The organism is Enterobacter cloacae complex sp. P42RS, from assembly GCF_014930595.1.
GTDB classification, from domain to species: Bacteria; Pseudomonadota; Gammaproteobacteria; order Enterobacterales; family Enterobacteriaceae; genus Enterobacter; species Enterobacter bugandensis.
In genome coordinates this window covers 228,418-254,524 of record NZ_JADBRK010000004.1, presented here as the reverse complement: position 1 = coordinate 254,524, position 26,107 = coordinate 228,418, and the positions used below count along the sequence as shown (strand labels likewise).

Annotated in this window: 30 protein-coding genes; 10 read left to right on the top strand and 20 right to left on the bottom strand. The window is 57.3% G+C overall.

Features of this window, described 5'->3' with window-relative positions; all coding sequences use genetic code 11:
• Positions 1-6 precede the first annotated feature (6 nt).
• The 3 genes from citF to citG are packed head-to-tail and all read left to right on the top strand — an operon-like array spanning position 7 to position 2,847.
• The gene (citF, locus tag IM314_RS07140; protein WP_028014382.1) at positions 7-1,530 is read left to right on the top strand and encodes a citrate lyase subunit alpha; all 1,524 of its coding nucleotides are present in this window, start codon (positions 7-9) and stop codon (positions 1,528-1,530) included.
• Positions 1,527-2,066, top strand: coding sequence for a citrate lyase holo-[acyl-carrier protein] synthase (citX, locus tag IM314_RS07135; protein WP_060572186.1), 540 nt, complete (start codon positions 1,527-1,529; stop codon positions 2,064-2,066). The genes citF and citX overlap by 4 nt, the downstream gene beginning before the upstream one ends.
• A complete protein-coding gene (gene citG / locus IM314_RS07130; protein WP_193358470.1) occupies positions 2,044-2,847 on the top strand; it encodes a triphosphoribosyl-dephospho-CoA synthase CitG in 804 nt (267 codons plus the stop codon). Before citX ends, citG begins: the two co-directional genes overlap by 23 nt.
• Before the next feature lie 79 nt (positions 2,848-2,926).
• Here citG and IM314_RS07125 read toward each other — a convergent pair whose 3' ends face one another.
• The 4 genes from IM314_RS07125 to mutY form a co-directional block, all read right to left on the bottom strand.
• Positions 2,927-4,183, bottom strand: coding sequence for a nucleoside permease (locus IM314_RS07125; RefSeq protein WP_041908317.1), 1,257 nt, complete (start codon positions 4,181-4,183; stop codon positions 2,927-2,929).
• A 268-nt stretch (positions 4,184-4,451) separates the two neighbouring features.
• Entirely contained in the window at positions 4,452-5,528 is a 1,077-nt protein-coding gene (mltC, locus tag IM314_RS07120; RefSeq protein ID WP_041908319.1) for a membrane-bound lytic murein transglycosylase MltC, read from the bottom strand.
• Between the two features lie 56 nt (positions 5,529-5,584).
• Complete coding sequence (locus tag IM314_RS07115; protein ID WP_003862425.1) at positions 5,585-5,857, bottom strand: oxidative damage protection protein; 273 nt, start codon at positions 5,855-5,857, stop codon at positions 5,585-5,587.
• Between the two features lie 26 nt (positions 5,858-5,883).
• Entirely contained in the window at positions 5,884-6,936 is a 1,053-nt protein-coding gene (gene mutY, locus IM314_RS07110; protein ID WP_188245988.1) for an A/G-specific adenine glycosylase, read from the bottom strand.
• A 144-nt stretch (positions 6,937-7,080) separates the two neighbouring features.
• Between mutY and trmB the strand changes: the two genes are divergently transcribed.
• Genes trmB through IM314_RS07095 form a run of 3 tightly spaced genes read left to right on the top strand, consistent with a single transcriptional unit; the run spans position 7,081 to position 8,900 of the window.
• Positions 7,081-7,800 (top strand): tRNA (guanosine(46)-N7)-methyltransferase TrmB, encoded by a 720-nt coding sequence (trmB, locus tag IM314_RS07105; protein ID WP_028014376.1) that lies wholly within the window; start codon positions 7,081-7,083, stop codon positions 7,798-7,800.
• Positions 7,800-8,126 (top strand): YggL family protein, encoded by a 327-nt coding sequence (locus IM314_RS07100; RefSeq protein WP_028014375.1) that lies wholly within the window; start codon positions 7,800-7,802, stop codon positions 8,124-8,126. The genes trmB and IM314_RS07100 overlap by 1 nt, the downstream gene beginning before the upstream one ends.
• A 57-nt stretch (positions 8,127-8,183) precedes the next feature.
• The gene (locus IM314_RS07095; protein WP_047364549.1) at positions 8,184-8,900 is read left to right on the top strand and encodes a DUF2884 domain-containing protein; all 717 of its coding nucleotides are present in this window, start codon (positions 8,184-8,186) and stop codon (positions 8,898-8,900) included.
• A gap of 70 nt (positions 8,901-8,970) precedes the next feature.
• On the opposite strand, the gene IM314_RS07090 is transcribed toward IM314_RS07095, so the two are convergent.
• The 6 genes from IM314_RS07090 to IM314_RS07065 all read right to left on the bottom strand — a co-directional run bounded on the left by IM314_RS07090 (position 8,971) and on the right by IM314_RS07065 (position 12,687).
• Entirely contained in the window at positions 8,971-9,309 is a 339-nt protein-coding gene (locus tag IM314_RS07090; RefSeq protein WP_028014373.1) for an endonuclease domain-containing protein, read from the bottom strand.
• A gap of 63 nt (positions 9,310-9,372) precedes the next feature.
• A complete protein-coding gene (gene hemW / locus IM314_RS07085; protein WP_045630003.1) occupies positions 9,373-10,515 on the bottom strand; it encodes a radical SAM family heme chaperone HemW in 1,143 nt (380 codons plus the stop codon).
• Entirely contained in the window at positions 10,508-11,101 is a 594-nt protein-coding gene (locus IM314_RS07080; protein WP_010435473.1) for an XTP/dITP diphosphatase, read from the bottom strand. Before IM314_RS07080 ends, hemW begins: the two co-directional genes overlap by 8 nt.
• A gap of 3 nt (positions 11,102-11,104) precedes the next feature.
• Positions 11,105-11,401 carry a DUF167 family protein YggU gene (yggU, locus tag IM314_RS07075; RefSeq protein WP_047364545.1) on the bottom strand — a complete coding sequence of 99 codons (297 nt, stop codon included), beginning with the start codon at positions 11,399-11,401 and terminating at the stop codon, positions 11,105-11,107.
• The gene (locus IM314_RS07070; RefSeq protein ID WP_045260768.1) at positions 11,398-11,964 is read right to left on the bottom strand and encodes a YggT family protein; all 567 of its coding nucleotides are present in this window, start codon (positions 11,962-11,964) and stop codon (positions 11,398-11,400) included. The genes yggU and IM314_RS07070 overlap by 4 nt, the downstream gene beginning before the upstream one ends.
• Before the next feature lie 21 nt (positions 11,965-11,985).
• Positions 11,986-12,687, bottom strand: a complete 702-nt coding sequence (locus tag IM314_RS07065) for a YggS family pyridoxal phosphate-dependent enzyme (protein WP_028014370.1) — start codon at positions 12,685-12,687, stop codon at positions 11,986-11,988.
• 17 nt (positions 12,688-12,704) lie between these two features.
• Between IM314_RS07065 and IM314_RS07060 the strand changes: the two genes are divergently transcribed.
• Positions 12,705-13,685 carry a type IV pilus twitching motility protein PilT gene (locus IM314_RS07060; protein WP_041908325.1) on the top strand — a complete coding sequence of 327 codons (981 nt, stop codon included), beginning with the start codon at positions 12,705-12,707 and terminating at the stop codon, positions 13,683-13,685.
• 9 nt (positions 13,686-13,694) lie between these two features.
• Here the strand turns inward: IM314_RS07060 and ruvX are convergent, their stop codons facing one another.
• From ruvX to IM314_RS22045, 9 genes are all read right to left on the bottom strand, one after another.
• Positions 13,695-14,111, bottom strand: coding sequence for a Holliday junction resolvase RuvX (gene ruvX, locus IM314_RS07055; RefSeq protein ID WP_021242076.1), 417 nt, complete (start codon positions 14,109-14,111; stop codon positions 13,695-13,697).
• On the bottom strand, positions 14,111-14,671 hold the full coding sequence (locus tag IM314_RS07050) for a YqgE/AlgH family protein (RefSeq protein WP_028014368.1): 561 nt from the start codon (positions 14,669-14,671) through the stop codon (positions 14,111-14,113). The genes ruvX and IM314_RS07050 overlap by 1 nt, the downstream gene beginning before the upstream one ends.
• A gap of 82 nt (positions 14,672-14,753) precedes the next feature.
• Positions 14,754-15,701 (bottom strand): glutathione synthase, encoded by a 948-nt coding sequence (gene gshB, locus IM314_RS07045; protein WP_041908326.1) that lies wholly within the window; start codon positions 15,699-15,701, stop codon positions 14,754-14,756.
• Positions 15,702-15,720: 19 nt separating this feature from the next.
• Complete coding sequence (gene rsmE / locus IM314_RS07040; RefSeq protein WP_041908327.1) at positions 15,721-16,452, bottom strand: 16S rRNA (uracil(1498)-N(3))-methyltransferase; 732 nt, start codon at positions 16,450-16,452, stop codon at positions 15,721-15,723.
• A 51-nt stretch (positions 16,453-16,503) separates the two neighbouring features.
• On the bottom strand, positions 16,504-17,211 hold the full coding sequence (gene endA / locus IM314_RS07035; protein WP_028014365.1) for a deoxyribonuclease I: 708 nt from the start codon (positions 17,209-17,211) through the stop codon (positions 16,504-16,506).
• Between the two features lie 94 nt (positions 17,212-17,305).
• Complete coding sequence (locus IM314_RS07030) at positions 17,306-17,803, bottom strand: SprT family zinc-dependent metalloprotease (protein ID WP_028014364.1); 498 nt, start codon at positions 17,801-17,803, stop codon at positions 17,306-17,308.
• A 58-nt stretch (positions 17,804-17,861) separates the two neighbouring features.
• A complete protein-coding gene (gene galP, locus IM314_RS07025) occupies positions 17,862-19,259 on the bottom strand; it encodes a galactose/proton symporter (RefSeq protein ID WP_041908328.1) in 1,398 nt (465 codons plus the stop codon).
• 359 nt (positions 19,260-19,618) lie between these two features.
• Complete coding sequence (gene metK, locus IM314_RS07020; RefSeq protein ID WP_041908329.1) at positions 19,619-20,773, bottom strand: methionine adenosyltransferase; 1,155 nt, start codon at positions 20,771-20,773, stop codon at positions 19,619-19,621.
• Positions 20,774-20,959: 186 nt separating this feature from the next.
• Entirely contained in the window at positions 20,960-21,247 is a 288-nt protein-coding gene (locus tag IM314_RS22045) for a hypothetical protein (protein WP_041908330.1), read from the bottom strand.
• A gap of 189 nt (positions 21,248-21,436) precedes the next feature.
• Here IM314_RS22045 and yqgB point away from each other — a divergent pair, with 189 nt between their 5' ends.
• From yqgB to speB, 3 genes are all read left to right on the top strand, one after another.
• On the top strand, positions 21,437-21,568 hold the full coding sequence (yqgB, locus tag IM314_RS07005) for an acid stress response protein YqgB (protein WP_127312443.1): 132 nt from the start codon (positions 21,437-21,439) through the stop codon (positions 21,566-21,568).
• 8 nt (positions 21,569-21,576) lie between these two features.
• Positions 21,577-23,553, top strand: a complete 1,977-nt coding sequence (speA, locus tag IM314_RS07000) for a biosynthetic arginine decarboxylase (protein WP_045629995.1) — start codon at positions 21,577-21,579, stop codon at positions 23,551-23,553.
• Positions 23,554-23,763: 210 nt separating this feature from the next.
• Positions 23,764-24,684: an agmatinase gene (gene speB / locus IM314_RS06995; protein ID WP_017382921.1), complete on the top strand. Its 921-nt coding sequence runs from the start codon at positions 23,764-23,766 to the stop codon at positions 24,682-24,684.
• A 3-nt stretch (positions 24,685-24,687) separates the two neighbouring features.
• Here the strand turns inward: speB and IM314_RS06990 are convergent, their stop codons facing one another.
• Positions 24,688-25,899 carry an MFS transporter gene (locus IM314_RS06990; protein WP_193358469.1) on the bottom strand — a complete coding sequence of 404 codons (1,212 nt, stop codon included), beginning with the start codon at positions 25,897-25,899 and terminating at the stop codon, positions 24,688-24,690.
• Positions 25,900-26,107 lie beyond the last annotated feature (208 nt).

Sequence of the window (26,107 nt, the reverse complement as noted above, 5' to 3'; positions counted from 1 at the left end):
AAGACAATGAATCAGACTGAACTTCTCCACGTAAACTTCCCCCATCTGCGGGACCTGAAACCCTTTGATACTGCCCACAGCGCGACGCCCTGGCTGGCGGATAGTGACGCGAAGCACAACCGCAAGCTCTGTGCCTCCCTTGAAGAAGCCGTAGCGCGCAGCGGCCTGCAGGACGGGATGACCATCTCCTTCCACCATGCCTTTCGCGAAGGCGACCGGGTGATCAACACCGTTGTGGCGCTGCTGGCGCGGATGGGATTTAAAAACCTGACGCTGGCCTCCAGCTCGCTGATGACCTGCAACGACGCTCTGATCGAGCATATTGAAAGCGGCGTCATCACCCGGATTTACACCTCGGGCATGCGCGGCAGGCTGGCGGACGCCATCTCCCACGGGCTGATGGACGAGCCGGTACACATTCACTCCCACGGTGGGCGAGTGAAGCTGCTCCAGGACGGCGAGCTGAATATCGACGTGGCGTTTCTCGGCGTGCCGTGCAGCGATGCGTTTGGCAACGCTAACGGCACGCACGGTAAATCGTGCTGCGGCTCGCTCGGCTACGCGATGGTGGACGCGCACTTTGCTCGCAAGGTGGTGCTGCTGACCGAAGAGCTGGTGCCGTTCCCGAATATGCCCGCCAGCCTGGTGCAGGACCAGGTGGACTACATCGTGCAGGTCGAGAGCGTGGGCGACCCGGCGAAAATCAGCGTCGGCGCGGCGCGCGTCACCAGCAACCCGCGCGAGCTGATGATCGCCCGCTATGCGGCGGACGTGATCGAGCATTCCGGCTACTTCAAGCCGGGCTTCTCGATGCAGACCGGCTCCGGCGCGGCGGCCACCGCCTGCACCCGCTTTATGGAAGAGAAGATGGAGCGCAGCGGCGTAAAGGCGCGCTTTGCGCTCGGCGGCATCACCGGCAGCCTGGTGGATCTGCACGAGAAGGGGCTCATCGAAAAGCTGCTCGACACCCAGTGCTTTGACGGCCAGGCGGCGGCTTCGCTGGCGCGCAACCCGAACCACGTAGAGATCTCCACCAACGTCTACGCCAACCCCGGCAGCAAGGCGGCAAGCTGCGACCAGCTCGACGTGGTGATCCTCAGCGCCCTGGAAATTGACGTTGATTTCAACGTCAACGTCATCACCGGCTCCGACGGCGTGATGCGTGGCGCATCCGGCGGGCACTGCGACGTGGCGGCGGCAGCCAACCTGACCATCGTGGTCGCGCCGCTGCTGCGCAGCCGCATTCCAACGGTCGTGAAGCGCGTCACCACGCGCCTCACGCCGGGCGAAAGCATCGACGTGCTGGTTACCGATCACGGCATCGCAGTCAACCCGGCGCGCCCGGAGATCCGCGAGCGGCTGCTGGAGGCCGGGCTGAAGGTAGTGGACATCAGCGCGCTCTATGAGCGGGCGATTTCCCTGACCGGCGTACCGAAACCGATTGAATTTACAGACAAAATAGTCGGTGTGATCCGCTACCGCGACGGCAGCGTGATCGACACCGTACGACAGGTGAAGGAGTCAGTATGATTTTAGCGACACCCGTGCGGGCGGGTGTCAGCCTGGAGGAACTGCTGGCGGCGAAGGAGCGTCGCGCAGCCCGTCAGGCTGACATGCTTGAGCACTATAAACAGCCGGTGATCTCCCTCACGCTGGTCACGCCAGGGGAAATCAAGGACAGCCTGCGCTATCGCAACACCATGGGGGTGGCGCTCCAGATGTGCGACCAGCTGCTGTGGGAGAACCGCTGGCAGGTGCTGGACCGCCAGGTGCTGTGGCTGCCCACCGGACCGGAAGCCTTGTGGTGCGTCGCCCATCCGGCGGCGGAAATCAAAGCGCACTGCGCGGAACTGGAGCAGACGCACCCGCTCGGCAGGCTGTGGGATCTGGACGTGATTTGTCCTCAGCATGGCCACGTGGGGCGTCAGTCGCTGGGGGCAAACCTCAGGCGCTGCCTGATCTGCGACGAGCCCGCGCATGCCTGCTCCCGTTCGCGGCGCCATCCCGTTGAGCAGGTAGTTTCCCGCGTGGAGAAGACGATCGATGACTGGTTTGCTCGCGACTAAACCGCGCCCGGTTGACGTGCCCGGGCTTGCCGAAGCGGCGCTGTGGCAGGAGCTGGAGCTGACGCCCAAGCCGGGGCTGGTGGACAAGCTCAACAACGGTTCCCATCGCGATATGGACCACGCGCTGTTTGTCCGTAGCATTGCGGCGATTACGCCGTGGTTTGCCCGTTTTGCGGAGCTGGGCGAGACACATGCGGACAAGCCAGCCGCTCAGCAGCTGCGGATTATCCGCCCGATGGGGATGGCCTGCGAGCAGGCGATGTACGCCGCGACGAACGGCGTGAACACGCATAAGGGTGGGATTTTTGCTCTCGGCCTGCTGTGCTTCGCTGCCGGGCGTGTGAAAAATATCTCCGCCAGCAGCCTCTGTTGTGAGGTGAGTAACATCTGTAGCGGGCTGGTGTCGCGGGAGCTGGCAGCGCGCAGCGGGCAGGCGACGGCGGGCGAGCGGCAGTTTCAGCAGTACGGCTTAACCGGGGCGCGAGGCGAGGCGGAGAGCGGCTTTGCGACGGTGCGTAAGGCGCTGGGGCAGTGGAACGGACAGTCGCTTCACGGCCTGCTGTTGCGCCTGATGGCGGTCAATCAGGACAGTAATCTCGTGTCACGCGGCGGCATTCAGGGGCTGCGCTACGTTCAGGGCTATGCGCGGAAACTGCTGGCTAACGGCTGGGATCGCGAGGCGTTGCTTAAGATGGATAAGGCACTGATTGAACGAAACCTGAGTCCGGGCGGCAGCGCGGATTTGCTGTCGGTGGGGTGGGTGCTCTCTGCAATAAAATAGCCGGGTGGCGGCTACGCCTTACCCGGCCTACGGTCTGGTTTTGTAGGCCCGGTAAGCGAAGCGCCACCGGGCACAACAATTAATGCGCAATCGGCTGTGTACCGTGCGCTGTGCGAACGTGCTTGTACTTGAACAGCGCGAGGAACGCGAAGAACAGCACCAGCGAATACGCCGCGAAGATCAGCCACACGGGCTGCCAGTCGGTGATACCGTTGGTGGTGTACATCTCAACCACTTTACCGCTCACCACGCCGCCCAGAATACAGCCGAAGCCGTTGGTCATCATCAGGAACATGCCCTGCGCGCTGGCGCGGATTTCAGGCTTCACCTCTTTTTCCACAAACACCGAACCGGAAATGTTGAAGAAGTCGAAGGCGCAGCCGTAAACAATCATCGACAGCACCAGCAGCACGGTGCCGAACGCGCTCGGGTCGCCGTAGGCGAACAGGCCGAAGCGCAGCATCCACGCGGCGATACTGATCAGCATGACGTTTTTGATGCCGTAGCGGCTCAGGAAGAACGGGATGGTCAGGATGAACAGCGTCTCGGAGATCTGCGAGATGGACATCATCACCGACGCGTGCTCAACGATAAAGCTCCCGGCAAACAGCGGATCGTTATCGAAGCTGTGCAGGAAGGTGTTGCCGAACATGTTGGTGATTTGCAGCTCCGCGCCCAGCAGCATGGAGAAGATAAAGAAGATCGCCATGCGCTTGTTTTTGAACAGCGCGAAGGCGTCCAGGCCAAGCATGGTGCTCCAGCTCTGGTTTTTCTGCTGGTTAGATACCGGAATGGTTGGCAGCGTCAGGGTGAACAGCGCCAGCAGTACGGAGAGCGCAGCACCAATATACAGCTGCATGTGGCTCAGCTCGAAGCCCGCGAAGCTCACGCCCCACATCGCCATGATAAAGCCGATGGTGCCCCAGATACGGATTGGCGGGAAGTCGGTGACGATATCCAGGCCGGCAGATTTCAGGCGGTAGTAGGAGATGGAGTTGATCAGCCCAAGCGTTGGCATATACGCCAGCGAGTTAAGCAGGATCACCATAAACATCGCCCCCGGCGTGGTCACTTCGGCCGCCATAAACAGCGTCCCCGCACCCACCAGATGGCAAAGCATATACAGCCATTTCGCACTTAACCATTTATCCGCCACGATACCGAGCAGCGTTGGCATGAAAACAGCCGCAATACCCAGCGAGCTGTAGACGGCACCGATTGACGCACCATCAAACTTGAGCGTCACAAACATATAGGAGCCGAGTGTAGTCAGCCAGCTACCCCACAGGCAGAACTGCAGAAACGACAAGATTTTAAGCTGCAGCTTAAGGTTCATGTTACTTTCCTCACAAGTGAGCGGGAGATATGTTGTTATAGGAACATTCAGGGTTGTTATTTGATGCAATTCTATCAGTTGGCAACGATATGTTTTGTTACCTCCCGCAAAAAAATGCAATCCACATTAATTTGCAGTTTGGTTTGTGATGCAAATAACATTTTCGTATGGGTGGAGGATAGGTGCGGCCTGATGCCCTCACCCTGACCCTCTCCCACAGGGAGAGGGGAAGCAGAACACCTTCTCCTTGCTGGAGAAGGTGTGTTGATTATCGACGACGATAGTTTTTCTGCGCCGTATTCACCTTATACAGGTACCGGCGGGATTCCGCAGACGGGTGGCGGGTGGTGAGGGTGGAGTAAACATCCCCCGGCGTCATGCTGTTGATGATGTTCGCAGCCTGCACTTTGTCATTCGAGAAGACGCGCAGCACGCTGCCCGCGCCGCCGTTATAGGCGGTGATCACCGCGTAGCGACGCGACGTCGGGTTATCAATTCCGCCGAGATAGACATTGTTCAGCATCGCCAGATAGGCCGTGCCGGTATCAATGTTGCTTTGCGGATCGAACAGATAGCTGCGGCTCGGCGTGCCGGATTTCCCCTGCGAGCGGAAGACGTCTTTACCGGCGCTGTGCTGGACAACCTGCATCAGCCCCAGCGCGTCGGAACGGCTCACCGCGTACGGGTTGAACGAGGATTCGGTCTGCATAATCGCCAGGATCAGCGACTCGTCCACGCCATACTTACGCGACGCCTGACGCACCATGCCCAGATACTTATGCGCACGCTTGTCGAGGTGGTTCGGGACAAGGTTAATGGTGACGCTGTAGATAATCTTCAGGCCGTTAGAGCGGCTCTTCAGGCGCGTCTGCAGCAGGTAGTCGGCAAATTTCGTGGCGCGACCTTCCCAGCGGATCGGCTGTCCGGTCTGGTCGACAACCTGACCGTACAGGAACGGCTCTTTCGAAATGGTGATGTCGTCCGCATCGGAGTAGAGATCGATAGATCCCGGATCGTCACCCATCAGCAGGGTTTTGACGATCGCCTGACGCAGCCGTGCCGCAGGGTCGGTGCCTGCGATGGTCTCAATGGTGATCGTACCCTCATCAAAGTTGATGTGGCTACGGGTCAGATAGGCGTCGGTGTACTTAACGTAGTCCTTCGGTCCGGCAATAAGAACTTCGTTAAATCCCCATATGTTCTCGATGTTATGGGCAAACTGCCCCATCAAAATGTCAAAACCGTTGGTGTCCTTGACCCAGGCTTCATTGTAATCATCGCCTTTTTTGGACGAGCACGAGACCAGCAACGGCGCAACAAGGGCTAGCGCTAAAAGTTTTTTCATCATTCCGGGAGTGCGTGTTGTGTTTGCTTTAACGGCGGGGTTTCACCCGCACGCTGTTATTTTTCCGGCGGCGTATAGCCTTCGATGTGGACGTCTTTGCCCTCGAACAGGAAGTTCACCATCTCCTGCTCCAGCAGCTTGCGGTGCTCCGGGTTCATCATGCTGAGCTTTTTCTCGTTGATCAGCATGGTCTGTTTTTTCTGCCACTGTCCCCAGGCTTCTTTGGAGATCTCGTTATAGATGCGCTTGCCCAGGTCGCCCGGGTAGAGCTGGAAATCCTGGCCTTCAGCGTCGCGCTGCAGGAAAGTACAAAAAATGGTTCTGGCCATACGTATTCCTCTTTGTGTTGCCGATGCTAAACCATTGCACCGGCACGTAATTGCTGTAACAGGCGCTCCACGGGAGCCGCCAGCCCGACTGATGGCGGTTGCGCTAAGTTATACCAGAGAGCGGTGCCTTCATCCATGCAGGAGGTGAATGAGGACACGGGAAGCCACATCGGTACTATATCCAGATGGAAATGGCTGAAGGTGTGGCGAAACGCGGTCAGCTGCGTCAGGGTATCTGCCGCAATGCCGCGCTGTTCAAGCCATTCACGCAGCAAGTCTTCATCTTCAAACTGTGGGAAGCAGTATAGACCACCCCACAGACCGCTCGGCGGACGCTGGGCGAGGAAGACCTCGTCACCGTGCTGCATCAGCAGCATATAGCCGGTGCGCTCCGGCAGCGTCTGTTTAGGTTTCTTACCCGGATACTGCGCCCATGACTGGTTGGCATACGCCACGCAGAGGTTGTTCACCGGGCAGAGTTCGCACTTTGGTTTTGAGCGCGTGCAGACCATCGCGCCAAGATCCATCATCGCCTGGTTAAAACGCTCTACGCCCTTCGCCGGGGTGACCGCTTCAGCGATCTCCCACAGGCGTTTTTCAACGTCTTTCTTACCCGGCCAGCCGTCAACGGCGTAGCAGCGTGCGAGCACGCGCTTCACGTTGCCGTCGAGGATCGGGAAATGCTTGCCTAATGAAAGGGAGAGGATCGCGCCTGCGGTTGAACGTCCGACGCCGGGTAAATCGGCCACCTCGTCGAAGGTTTCCGGGAATTTACCGTTGTGGCGGGTGGCGACCTGCTGCGCGGCCTTGTGCAGGTTGCGCGCGCGGGCGTAATAGCCCAGCCCGGTCCACAGGTGCAGCACTTCGTCCAGCGGCGCGTTTGCCAGGTCGGTGACCGTCGGGAAGCGTGCCATAAAACGCTCGAAGTAAGGGATCACGGTGGCGACCTGCGTTTGTTGCAACATCACCTCGGAGAGCCATACTTTGTAGGGCGTTTTTTCAATTTGCCAGGGCAGGGTTTTACGCCCGTATTTGTCGTACCAGTCCAGCACCTGGGCTGAAAATTGAGAGGCTTGCATGGTCATCGATTCGCATAATCAGGGACGCAGATTGCAGCACAGCGTCCATCTACTGTAAACCGGATCTTTCCCATGCTTGCATAGAAGCCTTAACTTTGGATAATGCCCGTTTCCCGAACATTCTCACAAGCAGACAACTCTTTTATGAAAAACGACGTCATTTCACCGGAATTTGATGAAAACGGTCGCCCGCTGCGCCGTATTCGCAGCTTTGTCCGCCGTCAGGGCCGCCTGACAAAAGGGCAGCAACACGCGCTGGACAACTACTGGCCGGTGATGGGCGTTGAGTTCAGCGAGCAGCCGCTCGACTTTACCGAGCTGTTTGGCCGCGACGCGCCCGTCACGCTGGAGATCGGGTTTGGTATGGGCACCTCGCTGGTCACTATGGCGAAAGCGCGCCCGGAGCAGAACTTCCTCGGCATTGAAGTACACTCCCCGGGCGTCGGCGCGTGCCTGGCAACGGCCCACGAAGAGGGCGTTGAGAACCTGCGCGTGATGTGTCACGACGCGGTGGAAGTGCTGCACAAAATGATTCCTGACAATTCTTTGAACATGGTTCAGCTCTTTTTCCCTGACCCATGGCACAAAGCGCGTCATAATAAACGCCGTATCGTTCAGGCACCGTTTGCCGAGCTGGTGAAAAGCAAGCTCAAGCTGGGCGGCGTTTTCCACATGGCGACCGACTGGGAACCTTATGCGGAACACATGCTGGAAGTGATGTCGTCTCTGGACGGGTACAAAAATCAGTCCGAGAGCAACGACTACGTACCGCGTCCGGAATCGCGTCCGGTGACAAAATTTGAACAGCGTGGCCATCGTCTTGGTCACGGCGTATGGGACTTAATGTTCGAGAGGGTGAAATAATGGCAAAGAATCGTAGCCGTCGTCTGCGTAAAAAGATGCACATCGAAGAATTCCAGGAAGTGGGCTTCTCCGTTGCCTGGCGTTTCCCGGAAGGCACCAGCGTTGAGCAGATCGACCAGGACGTTGATGCGTTCATCAACGAGGTAATCGAGCCAAACAAGCTGGCCTTCGACGGTAGCGGCTACCTGGCATGGGAAGGTCTGATCTGCACCCAGGAAGTGGGCAAATGCACCGAAGAACATCAGGCCCTGGTTCGCAAATGGCTTGAAGAGCACAAGCTGGAAGATGTCCGCGTGAGCGAACTTTTCGACGTTTGGTGGGACTAATAAAGCAGTAAGCGGGCCAGCATTAGCTGGCCCATTTTGTCTGAGGGAGTGTTTAAGATGCGCAAAATGTTGCTGGCTGTTGCTTTGATGGCAACCGGATTCACCGCCCATGCGGATTATCAATGTAGCGTCACCCCGCGTGATGACGTGGTGTTAAGCCCGCAAACCGTGCAGGTCAAAGGCGAGAACGGCAATCTGGTGATTACGCCGGAAGGGAACGTCACCTTTAACGGCAAACAGTACAACCTGACTGCCGCACAGCGTGAGCAGGCGAAAGATTATCAGGCCGATTTGCGTACCGCGCTGCCATGGATTAATGAAGGTGCCCTGACGCGCGTCGAAAAGAGCCGCGTCGCGCTGGACAAAATCATCACTAAAGAGGTGGGGGAGAGCAGTAATATGCGCTCCCGCCTTACGAAGCTCGACAAGCAGCTCAAAGAGCAGATGAACCGCATTATCGAGACGCGCTCTGATGGCCTGACGTTCCACTATAAGGCGATCGATCAGGTCCGCGCTGACGGCCAGCAGCTGGTGAACCAGGCGATGGGCGGCATCCTGCAGGACAGCATTAACGAGATGGGCGCCAAAGCCGTGCTGAAAGGCGGCGGTAACCCGCTGCAGGGCGTGCTGGGCAGCCTGGGCGGCTTGCAGACTTCCATTCAGAACGAGTGGAAGAACCAGGAAGATGATTTCCAGCAGTTCGGCAAAGACGTGTGTAAACGCGTGGTGTCGCTGGAAGACAGCCGGAAGGCGCTGGTGGGGACGCTGAAGTAAGTTCTCTGCGCGCTGGGTCCCTCTCCCCAGGGGAGAGGGTGTAATTGTTCCCTCTCCCTGTGGGAGAGGGTCAGGGTGAGGGCATCAGGCAGCGCAGTCGTTGCCTGATAGCCATTAACACCTCCTCCTCGTTTGTCCTGAATTCGTTATTCCAGAACCGTAGTATTTCCCAGCCGTTCGCATTCAAAAATTCAGTACGACGTGAATCATAGGTTTCGTTATTCTGATGTTGGCCACCGTCCAGCTCGATAATCAGCTTTGCCTTAAAACAGGCAAAATCCACGATATATGCACCAATCGGCATCTGGCGGCGAAACTTATAGCCAAAGAAGCGGCGTCCCCTGAGTAAATACCAGAGGCGTAACTCTTCGGGCGTCATTTGTTTACGGAGTTGTTTTGATTTTTCCATCCCCATACTCTGCCAGCCTTTCCCTTAGCCGGCAGAACGGGATGCGAAATCCTGAATCAGCCTTCAGGAATCTTCAGCGAGGAACAGCTCAAGAAGGGAGTTTAAGAAAAGCTTGCCGTGCTCGGTGATCTGCCAGCATTCCTCACTCTCGGTGAGATACCCCTTTGCCAGCGCTTCGTCAATCTGCGGACGAATCACCGATTCCGGCAGCCCGGTGTACAGCGAAAACTCCGCGCGCGGCGCGGCTTCCAGCAGGCGGAAACGGTTCATAAAGAACTCAAACGGCTTATCCGCCGCCTCAACGTCGTGCTGACGCTCAAGGTAGCGTCCTTCCATAAATCCGCGCGGGTGGCGGGTTTTGGCGGTGCGAAGGATGCGACCATCCGGGAAGGTCACCTTGCCGTGGGCGCCGCAGCCAATCCCCAGATAATCACCAAAACGCCAGTAGTTCAGGTTGTGCTGACACTGGAAGCCCGGCTTCGCGTAGGCGGACGTTTCATACTGCTGATACCCGGCAGCGGTCAAAAGCGTGTGGCCCTGCTCGAAGATATCCCACAGCGCGTCGTCATCCGGCAGCACCGGCGGGCGGGAGCCGAACAGCGTGTTTGGTTCGATGGTGAGCTGATACCACGACAGGTGCGGTGGATTCAGCGCAATGGCCTGGCGCAAATCGTCCAGCGCCTCTTCCAGCGACTGATCCGGCAGGCCATGCATCAAATCGAGGTTAAAGCTGCGCAGCCCAAGCCCCGTTGCCAGGTTCGCCGCGCGCTTCGCCTCTTCCGGGCCGTGAATGCGCCCCAGACGCTTCAGCTTCGGCTCGCTAAAGCTCTGCACGCCGATGGAGATGCGGTTCACGCCCGCGCGCTGATACTCGACAAAACGGTCGGCCTCAACGGTGCCGGGGTTGGCTTCCATCGTAATTTCCGCATCTGCCGCCAGGTTCAGGCGCGCACGCACGCCGTCCAGCAGCGTCTGCATTGCCGGGCCTGACAGCAGGCTCGGCGTACCGCCACCAATGAAAATGGTCTTAACTTCACGTCCCTGTGCGTACGGCACATCGGCGTCCAGGTCGGCCAGCAGATGCGCGACGTAGTCATCGTGCGGCACTTCGCCCTTCAGCGCGTGCGAATTGAAATCGCAGTACGGGCATTTCTGCACGCACCACGGGATATGAATATAAAGACTCAGAGGCGGCAAATTAGCCATTACGTAGTGCTTCCAGTAATAGTTTCAGCGCGCGTCCACGGTGGGAAATCGCACTTTTCTCTTCGCGGGTCAGTTCCGCAGCGGTTTTGCCCTCGGTCGGGACAAAGAAAATCGGGTCGTAGCCAAAGCCGCCGTTGCCAGCCGCTTCACGGGTAATCACGCCCGGCCAGCTGCCGTGACAGACAATCGGCGTCGGGTCTTCCGCATGACGCATGTAGACCAGCACGCAGTGGAACTGCGCGGTACGCTGTTCGTCGGGAACGTCCTTCAGGGCCACGAGCAGCTTTTCCAGATTCTGCTGGTCGGTGGCGTCCACCCCGGAATAGCGGGCGGAGTAAATCCCCGGCGCACCGCCGAGAAAATCCACGGCCAGACCGGAGTCGTCGGCAATCGCGGGCAGGCCGGTTACCTGCGCCGCATGGCGCGCTTTCAGAATGGCGTTTTCGATAAACGTCAGGCCCGTCTCTTCGGCGGACTCCACGCCCAGCTCGGTCTGAGCCACCACATCCAGCCCAAAATCATTTAATAGCGAGGCCAGCTCGCGCACTTTACCGGCGTTACCGGTCGCGAGAACAACTTTCTGCATGGTTTAGTCCTGTTCTGTCAGAGCCGCGACTTCCGTCGGGATAGATTGCGGATTAAGGATTTTTACCTGTTTATGCCGCCCAAGTTCACCTTTTTCAATGATGACCTGGCTTTTGGCGACGCGAAACTGTTTTGCCAGATATTTGGTCAGATGCGCGTTCGCCTGGCCATCGACCGGTGGGGCGGTGATGGCGACCTTTAGCTCGTCGCCATGCAGCCCAACAATACTGTCGCGGCTGGCTTTCGGCTGAATATACAGCCGTAAAACCAGCCCGTCGGTGCAGGTGCTTACTGCACTCATAGCGCCATCCACAGCCCCGGCAGCAGCATATCGCCGGTAGACTGGAGCAGTTCGGCGATCCCCATGTTGATCACATAGAGCAGCAGCACCAGGATCATCGGGGAGAAGTCGATGCCGCCCATGGACGGAAGCAGGTTACGGATCGGACGCAGCAGCGGCTCGGCCAGCTGAATCAAGGCGTACTCTACCGGGCTACGCCCCTGGCTTACCCAGCTCATGATCGCCATCACCAGCAGTACCCAGAAGATCAGCAAACCGACGGTTTTGATCAGAATCAGGACGGCGGCAATCCAGATAATCGGCTGGAAGGTGATGACCATAAACAGCACGATGGCTTTGAGCACGCTCAGAATAAACGCCACCAGCAGCGAAGCGCTGTCGATGGGGCCCATGGCCGGGATAATACGGCGCAGCGGTCCGACAACAGGTTGCGTGATTTTCACGACAAACTGGGAGAACGGATTGTAAAAGTCACAGCGGGCCCACTGCATCCAGACGCGCAGCAAAAGCGCCATCGTGTACAGCTCAATGACCGTTGAGAGCAGGAAAGTCAACGTCTTCATGGCGTTCCTCAGGTTTCCTTATTATTTGGTGTAGTCGCGCGCACCGAAAATGGCTGTGCCGATGCGCACCATAGTGCTGCCTGCCGCGATGGCGGCTTCCATATCATCCGACATGCCCAGTGAAAGCGTGTCTACCGTTTCATAGCGCGCTTTAAGCGCCTCAAATGCTACAGCCATTTGCTGTGCCACGGCAAACTGCCTTTCATAACTTGACTCAGGTGCCGGAATGGCCATCAGCCCGCGCAGGGTTAAGCGCGGCAGGGCGGCCACCTCTGCGGCCAGCGCATCCAGCTCGCTCAGCGCAATGCCGGACTTGCTGTTTTCATCACTGATGTTGATTTGAATCAGCACGTTAAGCGCAGGCATCTCCGCCGGGCGCTGGTCGCTCAGACGGGAAGCAATACGCAGACGGTCGATGGTATGGCACCAGTCAAAGTGCTCTGCCACCAGACGGCTTTTGTTCGACTGCAGGGGACCAATAAAGTGCCATTGGAGATCGGACGTCTCCTGCTCCTGGAAGTAGCGAATTTTATCCACACCTTCCTGCACGTAGTTTTCGCCAAACGCCCGGTGACCTGCAGCAATCGCTTCTGCGATGGCGCTCGCAGGCTTGGTTTTGCTGACTGCAAGTAGCGTAATTTCTTCTGAAGCACGGCCGCAACGCGTTGCAGCGGCTGAGATTTTGTCCCGGACCTGTGCCAGGTTATGCGCAATGTCGTTCATTTTCCGAGGAGTAGTCTATGGATGTGGAAGAAATTGTGGCCCTTAGTGTAAAGCATAACGTCTCTGATCTACACCTGTGCAGTGATTCACCACCGCGCTGGCGCAGATTGGGCCGCCTTGAGCCGGCCCCGTTTCCGCCGCCGGACGTCGGGGCGTTGCTAAAGGCGTGGCTCAACGACGAACAGCAGGGCGCATGGTGGGCAAACGGGCAGGTCGATTTTGCCGTGACGGTCGCAGGAGACCAGCGTCTGCGCGGCAGTGCGTTTAAGCAGATGAAGGGCATCTCCGTTACCCTGCGGCTGTTGCCGCGTTCCTGTCCGCAGCTCCCTTCGCTTGGGGTGCCGCGCGCTATTCCCGAACTGTTGTCCAGCGACAACGGGTTGATTCTGGTAACGGGAGCGACCGGCAGCGGTAAATCCACCACGCTGGCCGCAATGGTCGACTTCCTCAACCGCCATACTGACGGCCATATCCTCACGCTTGAAGATCCGGTGGAGTTTATGTACCAGAGTGAACGTTGCCTGATTCAGCAGCGGGAGATAGGCCAGCACAGCCCGTCATTTGCAGAGGCGCTGCGCAGTGCGTTACGCGAGGACCCGGACGTTATTTTGCTGGGGGAGCTGCGCGACAGCGAAACGATCCGCCTGGCGCTGACGGCGGCGGAGACCGGGCATCTGGTGCTGGCGACGCTGCATACGCGCGGGGCAGCACAGGCGATTGAACGGCTGGTCGATACGTTCCCGGCGCAGGAGAAAGATCCGGTGCGTAACCAGCTGGCCGGCAGCCTGCGGGCAGTGCTGGCGCAAAAGCTGCTTCCCGATCTTCAGGGCGGGCGCGTCGCGCTGTACGAGCTGCTGGTAAACACCGCGGCGGCGGCGAATCTGATTCGTGAGGGGAAGACGTGGCAGCTGCCCGGCATCATTCAAACCGGCCAGCAGGCGGGAATGCAGAACTTTGACCAGAGCCTGGCGGAGAGACGGGCACAGGGGCGGCTGTAGGCCCCTGCGTTAAAAGCCCTGTTCGAAGTAGCTTTCGAGGATGATAACGGCTGAAGCGGAGTCTACGCTGCCTTTGTTGAGCGCCCGGAAGCCACCGTGTTCAAACAGGCCTGCACGCGCTTCGACGGTGCTGAGACGCTCGTCGTGAAGCTTCACGGAGACGCCAAAGCGGCCATGGATTTTATTGGCGAATTTACGCGCGCGGGCGGTAAGCGGTTGCTCGGTGCCGTCCATGTTCAGCGGCAGGCCGACAATCACGTCGTCCGGCTGCCACTCTTTGAGCAGGCGCTCAATAAGGTTCCAGTCCGGCGTGCCGTCGTTAGCTTTCAGCGCCGTGAGCGGGCGGGCGGTGCCGGTGATCCGTTGACCCACGGCGACGCCGATGCTTTTGGTGCCGAAGTCGAAGGCGAGAAGGGTGCCGCTCATTACGCGTGCCCCGCTACGCCAGGCATGGTCAGAATATCAATGCCAATCAGTTTTGCCGCGTCACGCCAGCGATCGGCAATAGGGGTTTTAAACAGAATATTCATGTCCGCAGGTGCGGTAAGCCAGGCGTTATCGAGGATCTCTTGCTCAAGCTGGCCTTTCTCCCACGACGAATAGCCCAGCGCCACCAGCACTTCGGAAGGCTGCTCAGCGGTGCCCAGCGTTTCAAGCACGTCGCGCGAGGTGGTGATCACGGTGTTATCGGAGATGCGAATGCTGGAAGAGAATACCGGCGGGGTATGCAGGATAAAGCCGCGATCTTCGGCAAGAGGTCCACCCAGCATCACCGGTTTATCAAGCCGGATTTCCGGCAGGCGCGCTTCAGCCGAGATTTTCAGCTTGTCCAGAATCCCTTCAACCTGCAGGTTTTCCAGCGGTTTGTTGATGATAATACCCATCGCGCCGTCTTCATTGTATTCACAAATATAAACCACGGCGCGGCGAAAAATCGGATCCTGGAGAGCAGGCATGGCAATAAGAAAGTGATGCTGTAAATTCATTGTCAGAGGTACTGTTTCCTGGTTTAAAAAGCGACAGCGCCCAGTATGCGGAGAAACCCGGGCGCTGTCACTCATTGGTGGGTTATTTCTGCAGGCGTTTTTCGATAGCGTCCATCAGCATTCCGGTGATCGAGATCGGGAACTCCGCTTCGATTTCGCGAATGCAGGTTGGGCTGGTGACGTTAACTTCAGTCAGGCGATCGCCGATGATATCCAGGCCAACGAAGATCAGGCCTTTGGCTTTCAGCGTTGGGCCAACGCGGCGGGCAATTTCCCAGTCGCTTTCGGTTAGCGGACGCGGCTCGCCGCGGCCACCTGCCGCCAGGTTACCGCGGGTTTCGCCACCCTGTGGGATACGCGCAAGGCAGTAAGGCACCGGCTCACCGTCCACGACCAGCACGCGCTTATCGCCATCTTTGATCGCTGGAATATAGTTTTGCGCCATGCAGTAACGCGTGCCCAGCTCGGTCAGCGTTTCGGCAATCACGCCAATGTTCGGGTCGCCTTCTTTCACGCGGAAAATAGACGCGCCGCCCATGCCGTCCAGCGGCTTCATGATGATGTCGCCGTGCTTCTGCCAGAATTCTTTCAGCTGCGTTTTGCTGCGGGTGACCAGCGTTTCCGGCGTCAGGTCAGAGAACCAGGCGGTGTAAAGCTTCTCGTTGCAGTCGCGCAGGCTCTGCGGCTTGTTGACGATCAGCGTCCCTTTCTCTTCGGCACGCTCAAGGATGTAGGTGCTATAGATGTATTCGGTGTCAAACGGCGGATCTTTACGCATCAGGATGACGTTGAGGTCGGCCAGGGCAATGTCCTGCTCGGTGCCGAATTCGTACCATTTGTCGTAGTTCTGTTCGACGTTAACGATGCGGGTGCGTGCGCGGGCTTCACCGTTGATCAGATAAAGATCGTTCATCTCCATATAGTGGAGCTCATAGCCACGACGCTGCGCTTCCAGCAGCATGGCGAAGCTGGAATCTTTCTTGATGTTAATGTTTGCGATGGGATCCATCACGATGCCGAGCTTTATCATGTTCTTCTCCGTTAATACTTCAACCCAGATCGCCAAACCGTACCTGTAGCGCGGTTATGGCCGTGAGTGCCGTTGTCTCAGTGCGCAGAACGCGAGGTCCCAACAGAATATCAGTAAACTGGTAGCGCGCCGTCATCGCAATTTCGTCCGCCGACAGGCCGCCTTCGGGGCCAATCAGCAGGCGTACGCGCTCAACGGGCAGCGGCAGCGTATTGATGCTGGCGCTGGCGCGCGGATGAAGATTGAGCTTCAGCCCGCTATCCTCTTCTGCACACCAGTCCTCCAGATCCATCGCCGGGCGGATCTCCGGAATACGGTTGCGGCCGCTCTGTTCGCAGGCCGCAATGGCGATTTTCTGCCACTGCTGGATCTTTTTGTTCAGACGTTCCGCATCCAGTTTAACGCCACAGCGCTCGGAAAAAAGTGGCGTAATGAGGCTTACACCCAGCTCAATGGATTTTTGAATGGTGAATTCCATCTTTTCTCCGCGCGACATCACCTGCCCAAGGTGGATGTGCAGCGGCGATTCACGGTCGTCCACTTCGCCGCGCAAGACATTCACATGCACGCTTTTTTTATCCGCCCGCGTGATTTCCGCGTCGAAAACCTGATTAGAGCCGTCGAACAGCTGTATTGCCTGGCCAGCCCCCATGCGCAGCACGCGGCCAACGTGGTTGGCGGCGTCGTCAGACAGGGCGATTTCGCGGCCTGCGGTAATCAGTTCAGGGTGGTAAATGCGGGGAATGCGCATAGTCAAAAATTCCATATGTCATGCGGTATAAGCGAATTGCCGTAGTGTAGGTTAGCTCTTTTGCGCCTGGCAAGCCCGCTGGACGTACGGATTATGATTCCCCTGGACTCTGGCGATACGTTCGTCGCGCTGGCATTCCCATTCCGTCACCGGATACTGCTTATCCCAGGCATTGAACAGCTGCGTCTGCTGGCGTGAAAGGTTGAGGTCATAACGGTCACGCATGTAGAAGTAGGTGCGGGCGATGCTGCCGCGCGCGCGGGCAGGGGGCTCGGCGACTTTCTCTTTGAAATCTACCTTCATACCGCACTGGCCGTACTGGCCTTCGCCACCGTTCCACTGGCTGTACATGAAATTGCCGCGGTCGCCGTTCACTTCACCTACCGCAGGCTGCAGGTTATGCATGTCGCTTTCCATCTGGCGATAAACCGGATCTTTGGCGCAATTTTTACGTCCGCCGTCCTGCCAGCACTGGCGCTGGTGACCAAACTGCCAGGCCGGAACGACATGCTCCCACTCGATGCGGCTGGCGCGGTTTTCGTTTTTACGCACCTTATAGCCGCAGGATTCGAGGTCAACGACCCCTTTTTTGCCCTGCCAGTTAATTTTGCAGCCGCAGTAGAAATCGCCCGGCACATCGGCGTTCACCTTCACGCCTGCTGCCTTGGCCTGGGAAAAACTGTTGATACCGTCGGCCAGGGCCTGACCGGAAAGCGCCGTCGCCAGAAAAGCGACCGCGAGAGAAACATTACGGGACATCTTACACTCCGTGTCAAAACGAGCCCGCAACGTAACGAATGTTGTTCCTGTATGCAATCAGTCAGATCAGGAAAGTTCCTGAAAGTTCAGGTGATTACTCTGCAATCAGCGGTTCGCCGCATTTGACGCAGCGGTAGGTCGCCTCACCGCGCACCACGCGGTTATGGCGGCGGACGGTAAGCTGGTGCTGCTGACACTGGCAGCGATAGGGGAAGGTATTGCGGCGTACCGATTCCAGCTCGAACTGATGGGTACGGCGCGCCGGAACGCCGAGCACCGCCTCCATCATCCACTTCCACTCTTTGCCGTGCGGCGCGACGCGGCCAAAATGCTTCCATACCAGAAGGTGCGCCAGCTCGTGCGGCACCACTTCTTCAATAAACGCCTGCTGGTTTTCCATCATCAGCACCGGGTTCAGGCGGATCTCGTACGATTCCAGCCAGGCGGTGCCGGCTGCGGTGCCGCGCTGCTGATAGACCAGCTTCGGTTCAGGGTAATTGCGGCCGAGTTTCAGATTCGCCTGGGCAAGTTTTTCCCGCAGGCTGCGCATAACGGCTTGCTGAATGGCGATGGGGAGACGGGGAGCTTTCATAGGGGCAGAGCATAAAGCGGGAAGCGGGGAGGCGCAAGAGGCGCCTCCCGCAAGAGGATTAGTCGTGGGCGCCGATTTCGCGCAGCGGACGACCTTTCATCAGGTTACGTTCAATGTGTTCCAGAGAAACATGTTTGGTTTCTGGAACCAGCCAGACGGTCAGCACAATAAAGAAGATATTCAGACCGGCGTAGACCCAGAAGGTGTTGGCATTGCCCAGGGTGTTGAGCATGGTCAGGAACGTTGCGCCGACGATCATGTTGGCAATCCAGTTGGTTGCGGTAGAGCAGGTGATACCAAAATCACGCCCTTTCAGCGGCTGGATTTCAGAGCACAGTACCCAAATCAGCGGACCGGCGCTCATCGCAAACCCGACGATAAACATCAGCAGCATGCCCACCGCGAAGTACTGGGCGGTTGGGGAGTGGATGCCTACATGCATCATCGTACCGAGAACGCCCATACCCGTCGCCATCACCAGGAAGCCCAGGGTCAGGGTTGGCTTACGTCCCCAGCGGTCCACCAGGCCGATGGCGATAAAGGTCGCCAGCACGTTGGTCAGGCCCACGATGACGGTGCCCCACATCTGCTCGGTGGTGTTGGTGTAGCCAGCCAGTTCAAAGATTTTTGGCGCGTAGTACATGATGACGTTCATCCCGGTGAACTGCTGCATCACCTGCAGCAGCACGCCGAGGAACACCGCCCGACGGAAGTTGCTGTTCTCTTTAAACAGCGCCCAGCCGGACTGTTTTACCTTCAGGCTTTCGCGGATCTCTTCCAGCTCGTTTTTCGCTTCCGCGCTGGTATCACGCAGGCGGAGCAGCACGCGTTCGGCATCAACGAAGCGACGTTTGGCGGCAAACCAGCGCGGGCTGTCCGGCAGGAAGAAGACGCCAATCAGCAGGAGAATGGCCGGGATGATGATCACGCCGAGCATCCAGCGCCATGCGCCGCTGTAGCTGAACGCGGTATCGGACAGGTAAGCGCCGAGAATACCGATGGTGATCATCAGCTGGTACATGGAAATCATGCTGCCGCGGATTTTCTCCGGCGCAATTTCGGAGAGGTAGAGCGGGGCGGTGTAAGACGCCACGCCCACCGCAAGGCCCAGCAGCACGCGGGAAAGAATAAGCACTTCAACGTTAGGGGCGGCAGCGGAGAAGAGCGAACCGGCGACGAAGAGGATCGCACCGATCATCAGGCTCTTTTTGCGTCCGAGCTTGAAGGAGAGCCAGCCGCTGCCGACGGCCCCAACGGCGGCGCCGAACATCATGGAGCTAACCACCCATTCCTGGGTATGCGCGTTAATCTGGAATTCGTCTGCGATGAAGGGAAGAGCGCCGGCAATGACGCCGATATCCAGGCCAAAGAGTAATCCTGCCAGGGCGGCGAGGAAGCAGACGAAGAAAGTCATCGCCTTGTTGGACGTACGCCCCTGTTTTTTATTGTCAGGCATTATGCCCTCCAGTTGGGTTATCAGTTTTATTGATGATAAGGGTAGGTGAGCGACCCATAAAAATATGTGAGATTAATCACAATGGTGTAATCGGTTACACTAACGTGCAACCGTAAAAATTATTAAAGCTTTGAAAATATAGAGGTAAACGAGGTGATGCGCATCGCGTTTGTTTGAATTTCAGACTTAACTGAAAGGAAATGTAACAGCAGAAGAAAGGCGTTCATGCAAAGAGAATATTCTGAAAGAGGGATATATCCGGTGCGGTGTAATCGCTTTCAGTTGTGCGGCTTTAGCCGCCCCCCGACATAAAAAAAGCCAGCACAAAGGCTGGCCTGTTTAATACTCTCGGCTGTCGATTACTTCAGACCGGCAGCCTCACGCAGCAGAGCGGCTTTGTCGGTTTTTTCCCATGGGAAATGTTCACGACCAAAGTGACCGTATGCAGCGGTTTCCTGGTAGATTGGGTGCAGCAGATCCAGCATCTGAATCAGGCCGTATGGACGCAGGTCGAAGAACTCGCGCACCAGCAGGGTCAGCTGTTCTGAAGGCACTTTCTCCGTACCGAAGGTTTCCACCATGATGGAGGTTGGCTCAGCCACGCCGATTGCGTAGGAAACCTGAATCTCACAGCGGTCGGCCAGGCCGGCAGCAACGATGTTTTTCGCCACATAACGTGCAGCGTACGCGGCAGAACGGTCAACTTTAGACGGATCTTTACCGGAGAACGCGCCGCCACCGTGACGCGCCATGCCGCCGTAGGTATCAACGATGATTTTACGACCGGTCAGGCCGCAGTCGCCCATTGGGCCGCCGATAACAAAGCGTCCGGTTGGGTTGATGAAGAATTTGGTTGCTGAGCTCAGCCATTCGGTTGGCAGAACCGGCTTGATGATCTCTTCCATCACTGCTTCCTGCAGGGATTTCTGATCGATCTCTTCGGCATGCTGGGTAGACAGCACCACCGCGTCAATACCGACGATTTTGCCGTCGTCGTACTGGAAGGTGACCTGGCTTTTCGCATCCGGGCGCAGCCACGGCAGGGTGCCGTTTTTACGCACTTCAGCCTGACGCTGCACCAGACGGTGTGCGTAGGTCACAGGTGCTGGCATCAGCACATCGGTTTCGTTGGTTGCATAACCGAACATCAGGCCCTGGTCGCCCGCGCCCTGTTCCAGCGGATCGGCACGGTCAACGCCCTGGTTGATGTCCGGAGACTGTTTGCCAATCGCGCTCAGTACCGCGCAGGAGTTGGCATCAAAGCCCATATCAGAATGCACATAGCCGATCTCACGCACCGTGTTACGGGTGATCTCTTCGATATCAACCCATGCGCTGGTGGTGATCTCACCGCCAACCAGAACCATGCCGGTTTTGACATAGGTTTCACACGCTACGCGCGCTTTAGGATCCTGCGCCAGGATCGCATCCAGCACCGCATCGGAGATTTGGTCAGCAATTTTATCAGGATGTCCTTCTGATACGGACTCGGACGTAAACAGGTGTTTTGCCATGTTTTATTTCACCTAAGAGGAATTTGGTTAGCTCAAGCTGCTGTGTGGAATAGCCAAAGGAGATAATTCTACCAAGGCCTGCAGGTTTTTGACACTGGCAGTATGAGTGTTAATCAGTATAGATGGATTAACATCTGGATGGCTATTTTAGGTCACTTCTTCGCCCGATTTCCAGTTTTTTTTGATTCATCTCTCACTGCGTTGAAATGGCTGCTGGAAATTTTTCCTGACGCTGCTGGCAACACGCGTATTTTTGTTTTGCTTTTTAGCCCCCTTCTCGGTATAAAACGCGGCGCGCGGCTCATATAAAATCAGCGCTCGATGAATACATCGTGTCGCCACTTCCAGCCGGGTTGAGCAGTGAACTTTTAGCTTTGGCTTGGGGTCCGTTTCATCAGAGGCGGCCGTGGAGGTGATACGAGATAATGAACCATCGTTTTCCGCTAATTCAGCGCTGCCGTTCTGGCGCGCCATTGATTCCCGCAACCCGCATTTCTAGTCTGCAAACCTGCCGATGTTATACCCATCTCGGCGCTTCTCAGGATTCAAGGGCCGGTTACGCTCTGTGAAAACTGAACAAGGGCGCTCTTGTTGATACAAGAGTTTTCTCGTGGTTTCGCCGAACCTTGTCATACAGAGTTCGGATACGTGTTTTACAATGATATGAATAAGAAACCGGTCGCACGGTCTGGATTTCAGCATACTCTGCTGGGAAACGGAGCCGTTTATGGGTTGTTATCGCCGTATAACGCTGCGATAGTAGTCAACTGTTTTACACTTAATACAAAGAGTTGAGGTTCGCTATGTCTGACGACATGTCTTCTTTTTCGCCTTCGTCAGCGGGCGAACAGGGTGTACTACGTTCTATGCAGGAGGTTGCGATGAGCTCCCAGGAAGCCAGCAAGATGCTGCGCACTTACAATATTGCCTGGTGGGGCAATAACTACTACGACGTCAACGAACTGGGCCACATCAGCGTCTGCCCGGATCCGGACGTCCCTGAAGCGCGCGTGGATCTCGCTAAGCTGGTGAAAGCCCGTGAAGCGCAGGGCCAGCGTTTGCCTGCACTGTTCTGCTTCCCGCAGATCCTGCAACATCGCCTGCGTTCCATTAACGCCGCGTTCAAGCGCGCGCGTGAATCCTACGGCTATAACGGCGACTACTTCCTGGTTTACCCGATCAAGGTGAACCAGCACCGCCGCGTAATCGAATCCCTGATCCACTCCGGCGAACCGCTGGGACTGGAAGCAGGCTCCAAAGCGGAGCTGATGGCGGTTCTGGCGCACGCGGGCATGACCCGGTCGGTGATCGTCTGTAACGGCTATAAAGACCGCGAATACATTCGTCTGGCGCTGATTGGCGAGAAGATGGGCCACAAGGTCTATCTGGTTATCGAGAAAATGACCGAAATTGCCATCGTGCTGGAAGAGGCCGAGCGTCTGAACGTCATTCCACGCCTTGGCGTGCGTGCGCGTCTGGCGTCGCAGGGGTCCGGTAAATGGCAGTCCTCCGGCGGTGAAAAATCCAAGTTCGGCCTCGCGGCGAACCAGGTGCTGCAGCTGGTGGAGATCCTGCGCGAGCGCGGTCGTCTGGACAGCATTCAGCTGCTGCACTTCCACCTCGGCTCGCAGATGGCCAATATCCGCGACATCGCCACCGGCGTGCGTGAATCCGCGCGATTCTACGTTGAGCTGCATAAGCTTGGCGTGAACATCCAGTGCTTTGACGTGGGCGGCGGCCTGGGCGTGGACTACGAAGGAACCCGCTCCCAGTCTGACTGCTCGGTCAACTACGGCCTGAACGAATATGCCAACAACATCATCTGGGCGATTGGCGATGCCTGCGAAGAGCACGGCCTGCCGCACCCGACAGTGATCACCGAATCTGGCCGCGCGGTTACCGCGCACCATACGGTGCTGGTGTCTAACATCATCGGCGTCGAGCGTAGCGAAATCACCGAAGCGACGCCTCCGGCAGACGATGCCCCACGTTCCCTGCAAAGCATGTGGGAAACCTGGCAGGAAATGCACGAGCCGGGCACGCGTCGCTCCCTGCGCGAATGGCTGCACGACAGCCAGATGGACTTGCACGATATTCACGTCGGCTACTCGTCAGGCACCTTCAGCCTGCAGGAGCGCGCGTGGGCGGAGCAGCTCTATCTGAACATGTGCCATGAAGTGCAGAAACAGCTCGACCCGAGCAACCGCGCGCATCGTCCGATTATCGACGAGTTGCAGGAGCGTATGGCGGACAAAATGTACGTCAACTTCTCCCTGTTCCAGTCGATGCCGGATGCCTGGGGTATCGACCAGCTGTTCCCGGTTCTGCCGCTGGAAGGGCTGAACCACGCCCCGGAACGTCGCGCGGTGCTGCTGGACATCACCTGTGACTCTGACGGCGCGATTGACCATTACGTTGACGGTGACGGTATCGCAACGACGATGCCAATGCCGGAGTACGATCCGGAGAACCCGCCCATGCTGGGCTTCTTTATGGTGGGAGCGTATCAGGAGATCCTCGGCAACATGCACAACCTGTTCGGTGATACCGAAGCGGTTGACGTGTTTGTCTTCCCTGACGGCAGCGTCGAGGTTGAGCTGTCCGACGAAGGGGACACCGTGGCGGATATGCTGGAATACGTGCAGCTGGATCCGAAAAAACTGCTCACCCAGTTCCGCGACCAGGTGAAAAACACCGGTCTGGACGATGCCTTGCAGCAGCAGTTCCTGGAAGAGTTTGAAGCGGGTCTGTACGGGTACACCTACCTGGAAGACGAGTAGTAAAACCTCCCTCTCCCGGTGGGAGAGGGTTGGGGTGAGGGCATCAGACCGCACAATACCCTATACTCACTTGAACCCGTATGAATTAACGGCGATAATTCGCCCCAATATGCGATTTACGAATCAATCCCTTCCTCGTCGGGTTTAACGACGCGGAGGGGATTTTTTTTCATCTGTTTTTAATGTATCGACGTTAAAAGAGGTCAGGACATGAGCACTTTAGGTCATCAGTACGATAACTCTCTGGTATCTAACGCGTTTGGTTTTTTACGCCTTCCAATGAACTTCCAGCCGTACGACAGCGATGCGGACTGGGTGATCACCGGCGTGCCGTTCGACATGGCAACCTCCGGTCGCGCGGGTGGACGTCACGGCCCGGCGGCAATCCGTCAGGTTTCCACCAACCTGGCCTGGGAGCACAACCGCTTCCCGTGGAACTTCGACATGCGCGAGCGCCTGAACGTGGTGGACTGCGGTGACCTGGTGTACGCCTTCGGCGACGCGCGCGAAATGAGCGAAAAATTGCAGGCGCACGCAGAGAAACTGCTGGCGGCCGGTAAGCGCATGCTCTCCTTCGGCGGTGACCACTTTGTCACTCTGCCGCTGCTGCGCGCCCACGCGAAGCACTTCGGTAAAATGGCGCTGGTGCACTTCGATGCGCATACCGACACCTACGCGAACGGCTGCGAGTTCGACCACGGCACCATGTTCTACACCGCGCCGAAAGAAGGCCTGATCGATCCGAACCACTCCGTGCAGATCGGCATCCGTACCGAGTTCGACAAAGACAACGGTTTCACCGTGCTGGACGCCGGCCAGGTGAACGATCGCGGCGTGGACGATATTCTGGCTCAGGTTAAGCAGATCGTCGGCGATATGCCTGTATACCTGACCTTCGATATCGACTGCCTGGATCCGGCGTTTGCACCGGGTACCGGTACGCCGGTGATTGGCGGCCTGACGTCAGACCGCGCCATCAAGCTGGTGCGTGGCCTGAAGGATCTGAACATCGTTGGGATGGACGTGGTAGAAGTGGCGCCAGCCTATGACCAGTCCGAGATCACCGCGCTTGCCGCGGCGACCCTGGCGCTGGAAATGCTCTACATCCAGGCCGCGAAAAAAGGCGAATAAGCCTTACGCGCTGATTGCTGCTGCGCGACGCATGCGCAGCAGCAACATTCCCCCGGCAAGCAGGGTGATTGCCTGCGAGACGACCAGCACCGAAAAGCCTGAGCTAACCGACCCCACCGACCTCATTACCATCCCCATCAGCAGCGGAATAAACGCCGCGCAGATATTGCCGATCCCGTTGATAATGCCGTAAGCGCTGCCCACCGCTTCCCGCGCGGCGTGATGCTGGATCACCGCCGGAATAGCCGCCCCCTGTAGCCCCCAGAAGATATTCGCCGAGAGCATAAACAGCGCCAGCCAGGCAGGCTGATGGCTGAGCATCAGCGCGATCACGGACAGCGCCGTCAGCGCGCCGCCCACCACAAACAGCATTGGCGCCTGTTCCGGACGCATTTTGTCGAGCAGCACCCCACCGAGGAACTTCGAGCCCAGACTCAGCAGGAAGGGAATGGCCGCAAGCATGCCCGTGGCGTGCAGCGAGAAATGATGCTCGTCGCGCAGCCACGCGGGCAGCCAGGCGCTGCTCCCCCAGAGATAGCTCAGGGTGGCAATCTCCACCAGCAGGATCCACCCGAGCAGCGGCGTCTGCCAGGCCAGCGAAAACGTCTCTGTAAAGTCCGGTTTTTTCATCTTCACCGCACTTCGCGGCGCGGGCAGGAAGCGCCAGACAAGGCCGCCGCCCAGCACCAGATTTAATACCGCCAGGGCATAAAACGACCCGGCCCAGCCGAGATGCGCCATCAGCCACGTTACCAGCGGAAAGCCCACGGCCAGCCCGAGCGAGACGCCCAGCGCGGTCACGGCGTTGGGTTTGCCGATCTCTTGCGCGCTAAAGTGATCGCTGATGAAGCGCGTTTTCAGCGAAAAGAGCGGCCCCTCAGCGATCCCCAGGATCGTGCGCGCGACGAGCATGCCCATCAGCGATCCGAGCAGCGGGGAAATGGCGCATACCGCTGCCCACATCGCTATGCTGCTCAATAATCCATGTCGATAATGAAGTTTGCTTTCAATAACCGGAGTTAATAATAAAGCTGAAAATCCATAACCCAGCAGAAAACAGGTCATAAGCATTCCCTGTAACATTCTGTTTTCATTTAGCTGAAAATGCTGAGCAAATTCCGGGTTTAAAATCATGACAGAAATATTCACCCGATCAACGTAGGAAATAATAATCAGTAATAACAGTGCCACTGTGCCTTGCCATCTTGCCGTCATAACGCCTGCCTTATGTTTTCGCTTATTTCTATTTTTATGCGCGTGATTGTCACGTGGGTAAAATGGTTCACCTGTGAAACTCATTGTTTATTAAGGTAAAAATAAAATCAAGTTTCACAGGTGAAACACCATGTTTTTCACTTCATTTATTTTTAAGGAACAAAAAGAAAAGAAGTCAATCACTGTTTATTAAAATTTAAGGCCATCG

Coding starts and splice junctions, on each gene's coding strand:
- citF (WP_028014382.1), top strand. CDS start 7: ATGAATCAGACTGAACTTCTCCACGTAAACTTCCCCCATCTGCGGGAC.
- citX (WP_060572186.1), top strand. CDS start 1,527: ATGATTTTAGCGACACCCGTGCGGGCGGGTGTCAGCCTGGAGGAACTG.
- citG (WP_193358470.1), top strand. CDS start 2,044: ATGACTGGTTTGCTCGCGACTAAACCGCGCCCGGTTGACGTGCCCGGG.
- IM314_RS07125 (WP_041908317.1), bottom strand. CDS start 4,183: ATGAACCTTAAGCTGCAGCTTAAAATCTTGTCGTTTCTGCAGTTCTGC.
- mltC (WP_041908319.1), bottom strand. CDS start 5,528: ATGAAAAAACTTTTAGCGCTAGCCCTTGTTGCGCCGTTGCTGGTCTCG.
- IM314_RS07115 (WP_003862425.1), bottom strand. CDS start 5,857: ATGGCCAGAACCATTTTTTGTACTTTCCTGCAGCGCGACGCTGAAGGC.
- mutY (WP_188245988.1), bottom strand. CDS start 6,936: ATGCAAGCCTCTCAATTTTCAGCCCAGGTGCTGGACTGGTACGACAAA.
- trmB (WP_028014376.1), top strand. CDS start 7,081: ATGAAAAACGACGTCATTTCACCGGAATTTGATGAAAACGGTCGCCCG.
- IM314_RS07100 (WP_028014375.1), top strand. CDS start 7,800: ATGGCAAAGAATCGTAGCCGTCGTCTGCGTAAAAAGATGCACATCGAA.
- IM314_RS07095 (WP_047364549.1), top strand. CDS start 8,184: ATGCGCAAAATGTTGCTGGCTGTTGCTTTGATGGCAACCGGATTCACC.
- IM314_RS07090 (WP_028014373.1), bottom strand. CDS start 9,309: ATGGAAAAATCAAAACAACTCCGTAAACAAATGACGCCCGAAGAGTTA.
- hemW (WP_045630003.1), bottom strand. CDS start 10,515: ATGGCTAATTTGCCGCCTCTGAGTCTTTATATTCATATCCCGTGGTGC.
- IM314_RS07080 (WP_010435473.1), bottom strand. CDS start 11,101: ATGCAGAAAGTTGTTCTCGCGACCGGTAACGCCGGTAAAGTGCGCGAG.
- yggU (WP_047364545.1), bottom strand. CDS start 11,401: ATGAGTGCAGTAAGCACCTGCACCGACGGGCTGGTTTTACGGCTGTAT.
- IM314_RS07070 (WP_045260768.1), bottom strand. CDS start 11,964: ATGAAGACGTTGACTTTCCTGCTCTCAACGGTCATTGAGCTGTACACG.
- IM314_RS07065 (WP_028014370.1), bottom strand. CDS start 12,687: ATGAACGACATTGCGCATAACCTGGCACAGGTCCGGGACAAAATCTCA.
- IM314_RS07060 (WP_041908325.1), top strand. CDS start 12,705: ATGGATGTGGAAGAAATTGTGGCCCTTAGTGTAAAGCATAACGTCTCT.
- ruvX (WP_021242076.1), bottom strand. CDS start 14,111: ATGAGCGGCACCCTTCTCGCCTTCGACTTCGGCACCAAAAGCATCGGC.
- IM314_RS07050 (WP_028014368.1), bottom strand. CDS start 14,671: ATGAATTTACAGCATCACTTTCTTATTGCCATGCCTGCTCTCCAGGAT.
- gshB (WP_041908326.1), bottom strand. CDS start 15,701: ATGATAAAGCTCGGCATCGTGATGGATCCCATCGCAAACATTAACATC.
- rsmE (WP_041908327.1), bottom strand. CDS start 16,452: ATGCGCATTCCCCGCATTTACCACCCTGAACTGATTACCGCAGGCCGC.
- endA (WP_028014365.1), bottom strand. CDS start 17,211: ATGTCCCGTAATGTTTCTCTCGCGGTCGCTTTTCTGGCGACGGCGCTT.
- IM314_RS07030 (WP_028014364.1), bottom strand. CDS start 17,803: ATGAAAGCTCCCCGTCTCCCCATCGCCATTCAGCAAGCCGTTATGCGC.
- galP (WP_041908328.1), bottom strand. CDS start 19,259: ATGCCTGACAATAAAAAACAGGGGCGTACGTCCAACAAGGCGATGACT.
- metK (WP_041908329.1), bottom strand. CDS start 20,773: ATGGCAAAACACCTGTTTACGTCCGAGTCCGTATCAGAAGGACATCCT.
- IM314_RS22045 (WP_041908330.1), bottom strand. CDS start 21,247: ATGGCGCGCCAGAACGGCAGCGCTGAATTAGCGGAAAACGATGGTTCA.
- yqgB (WP_127312443.1), top strand. CDS start 21,437: ATGAATAAGAAACCGGTCGCACGGTCTGGATTTCAGCATACTCTGCTG.
- speA (WP_045629995.1), top strand. CDS start 21,577: ATGTCTGACGACATGTCTTCTTTTTCGCCTTCGTCAGCGGGCGAACAG.
- speB (WP_017382921.1), top strand. CDS start 23,764: ATGAGCACTTTAGGTCATCAGTACGATAACTCTCTGGTATCTAACGCG.
- IM314_RS06990 (WP_193358469.1), bottom strand. CDS start 25,899: ATGACGGCAAGATGGCAAGGCACAGTGGCACTGTTATTACTGATTATT.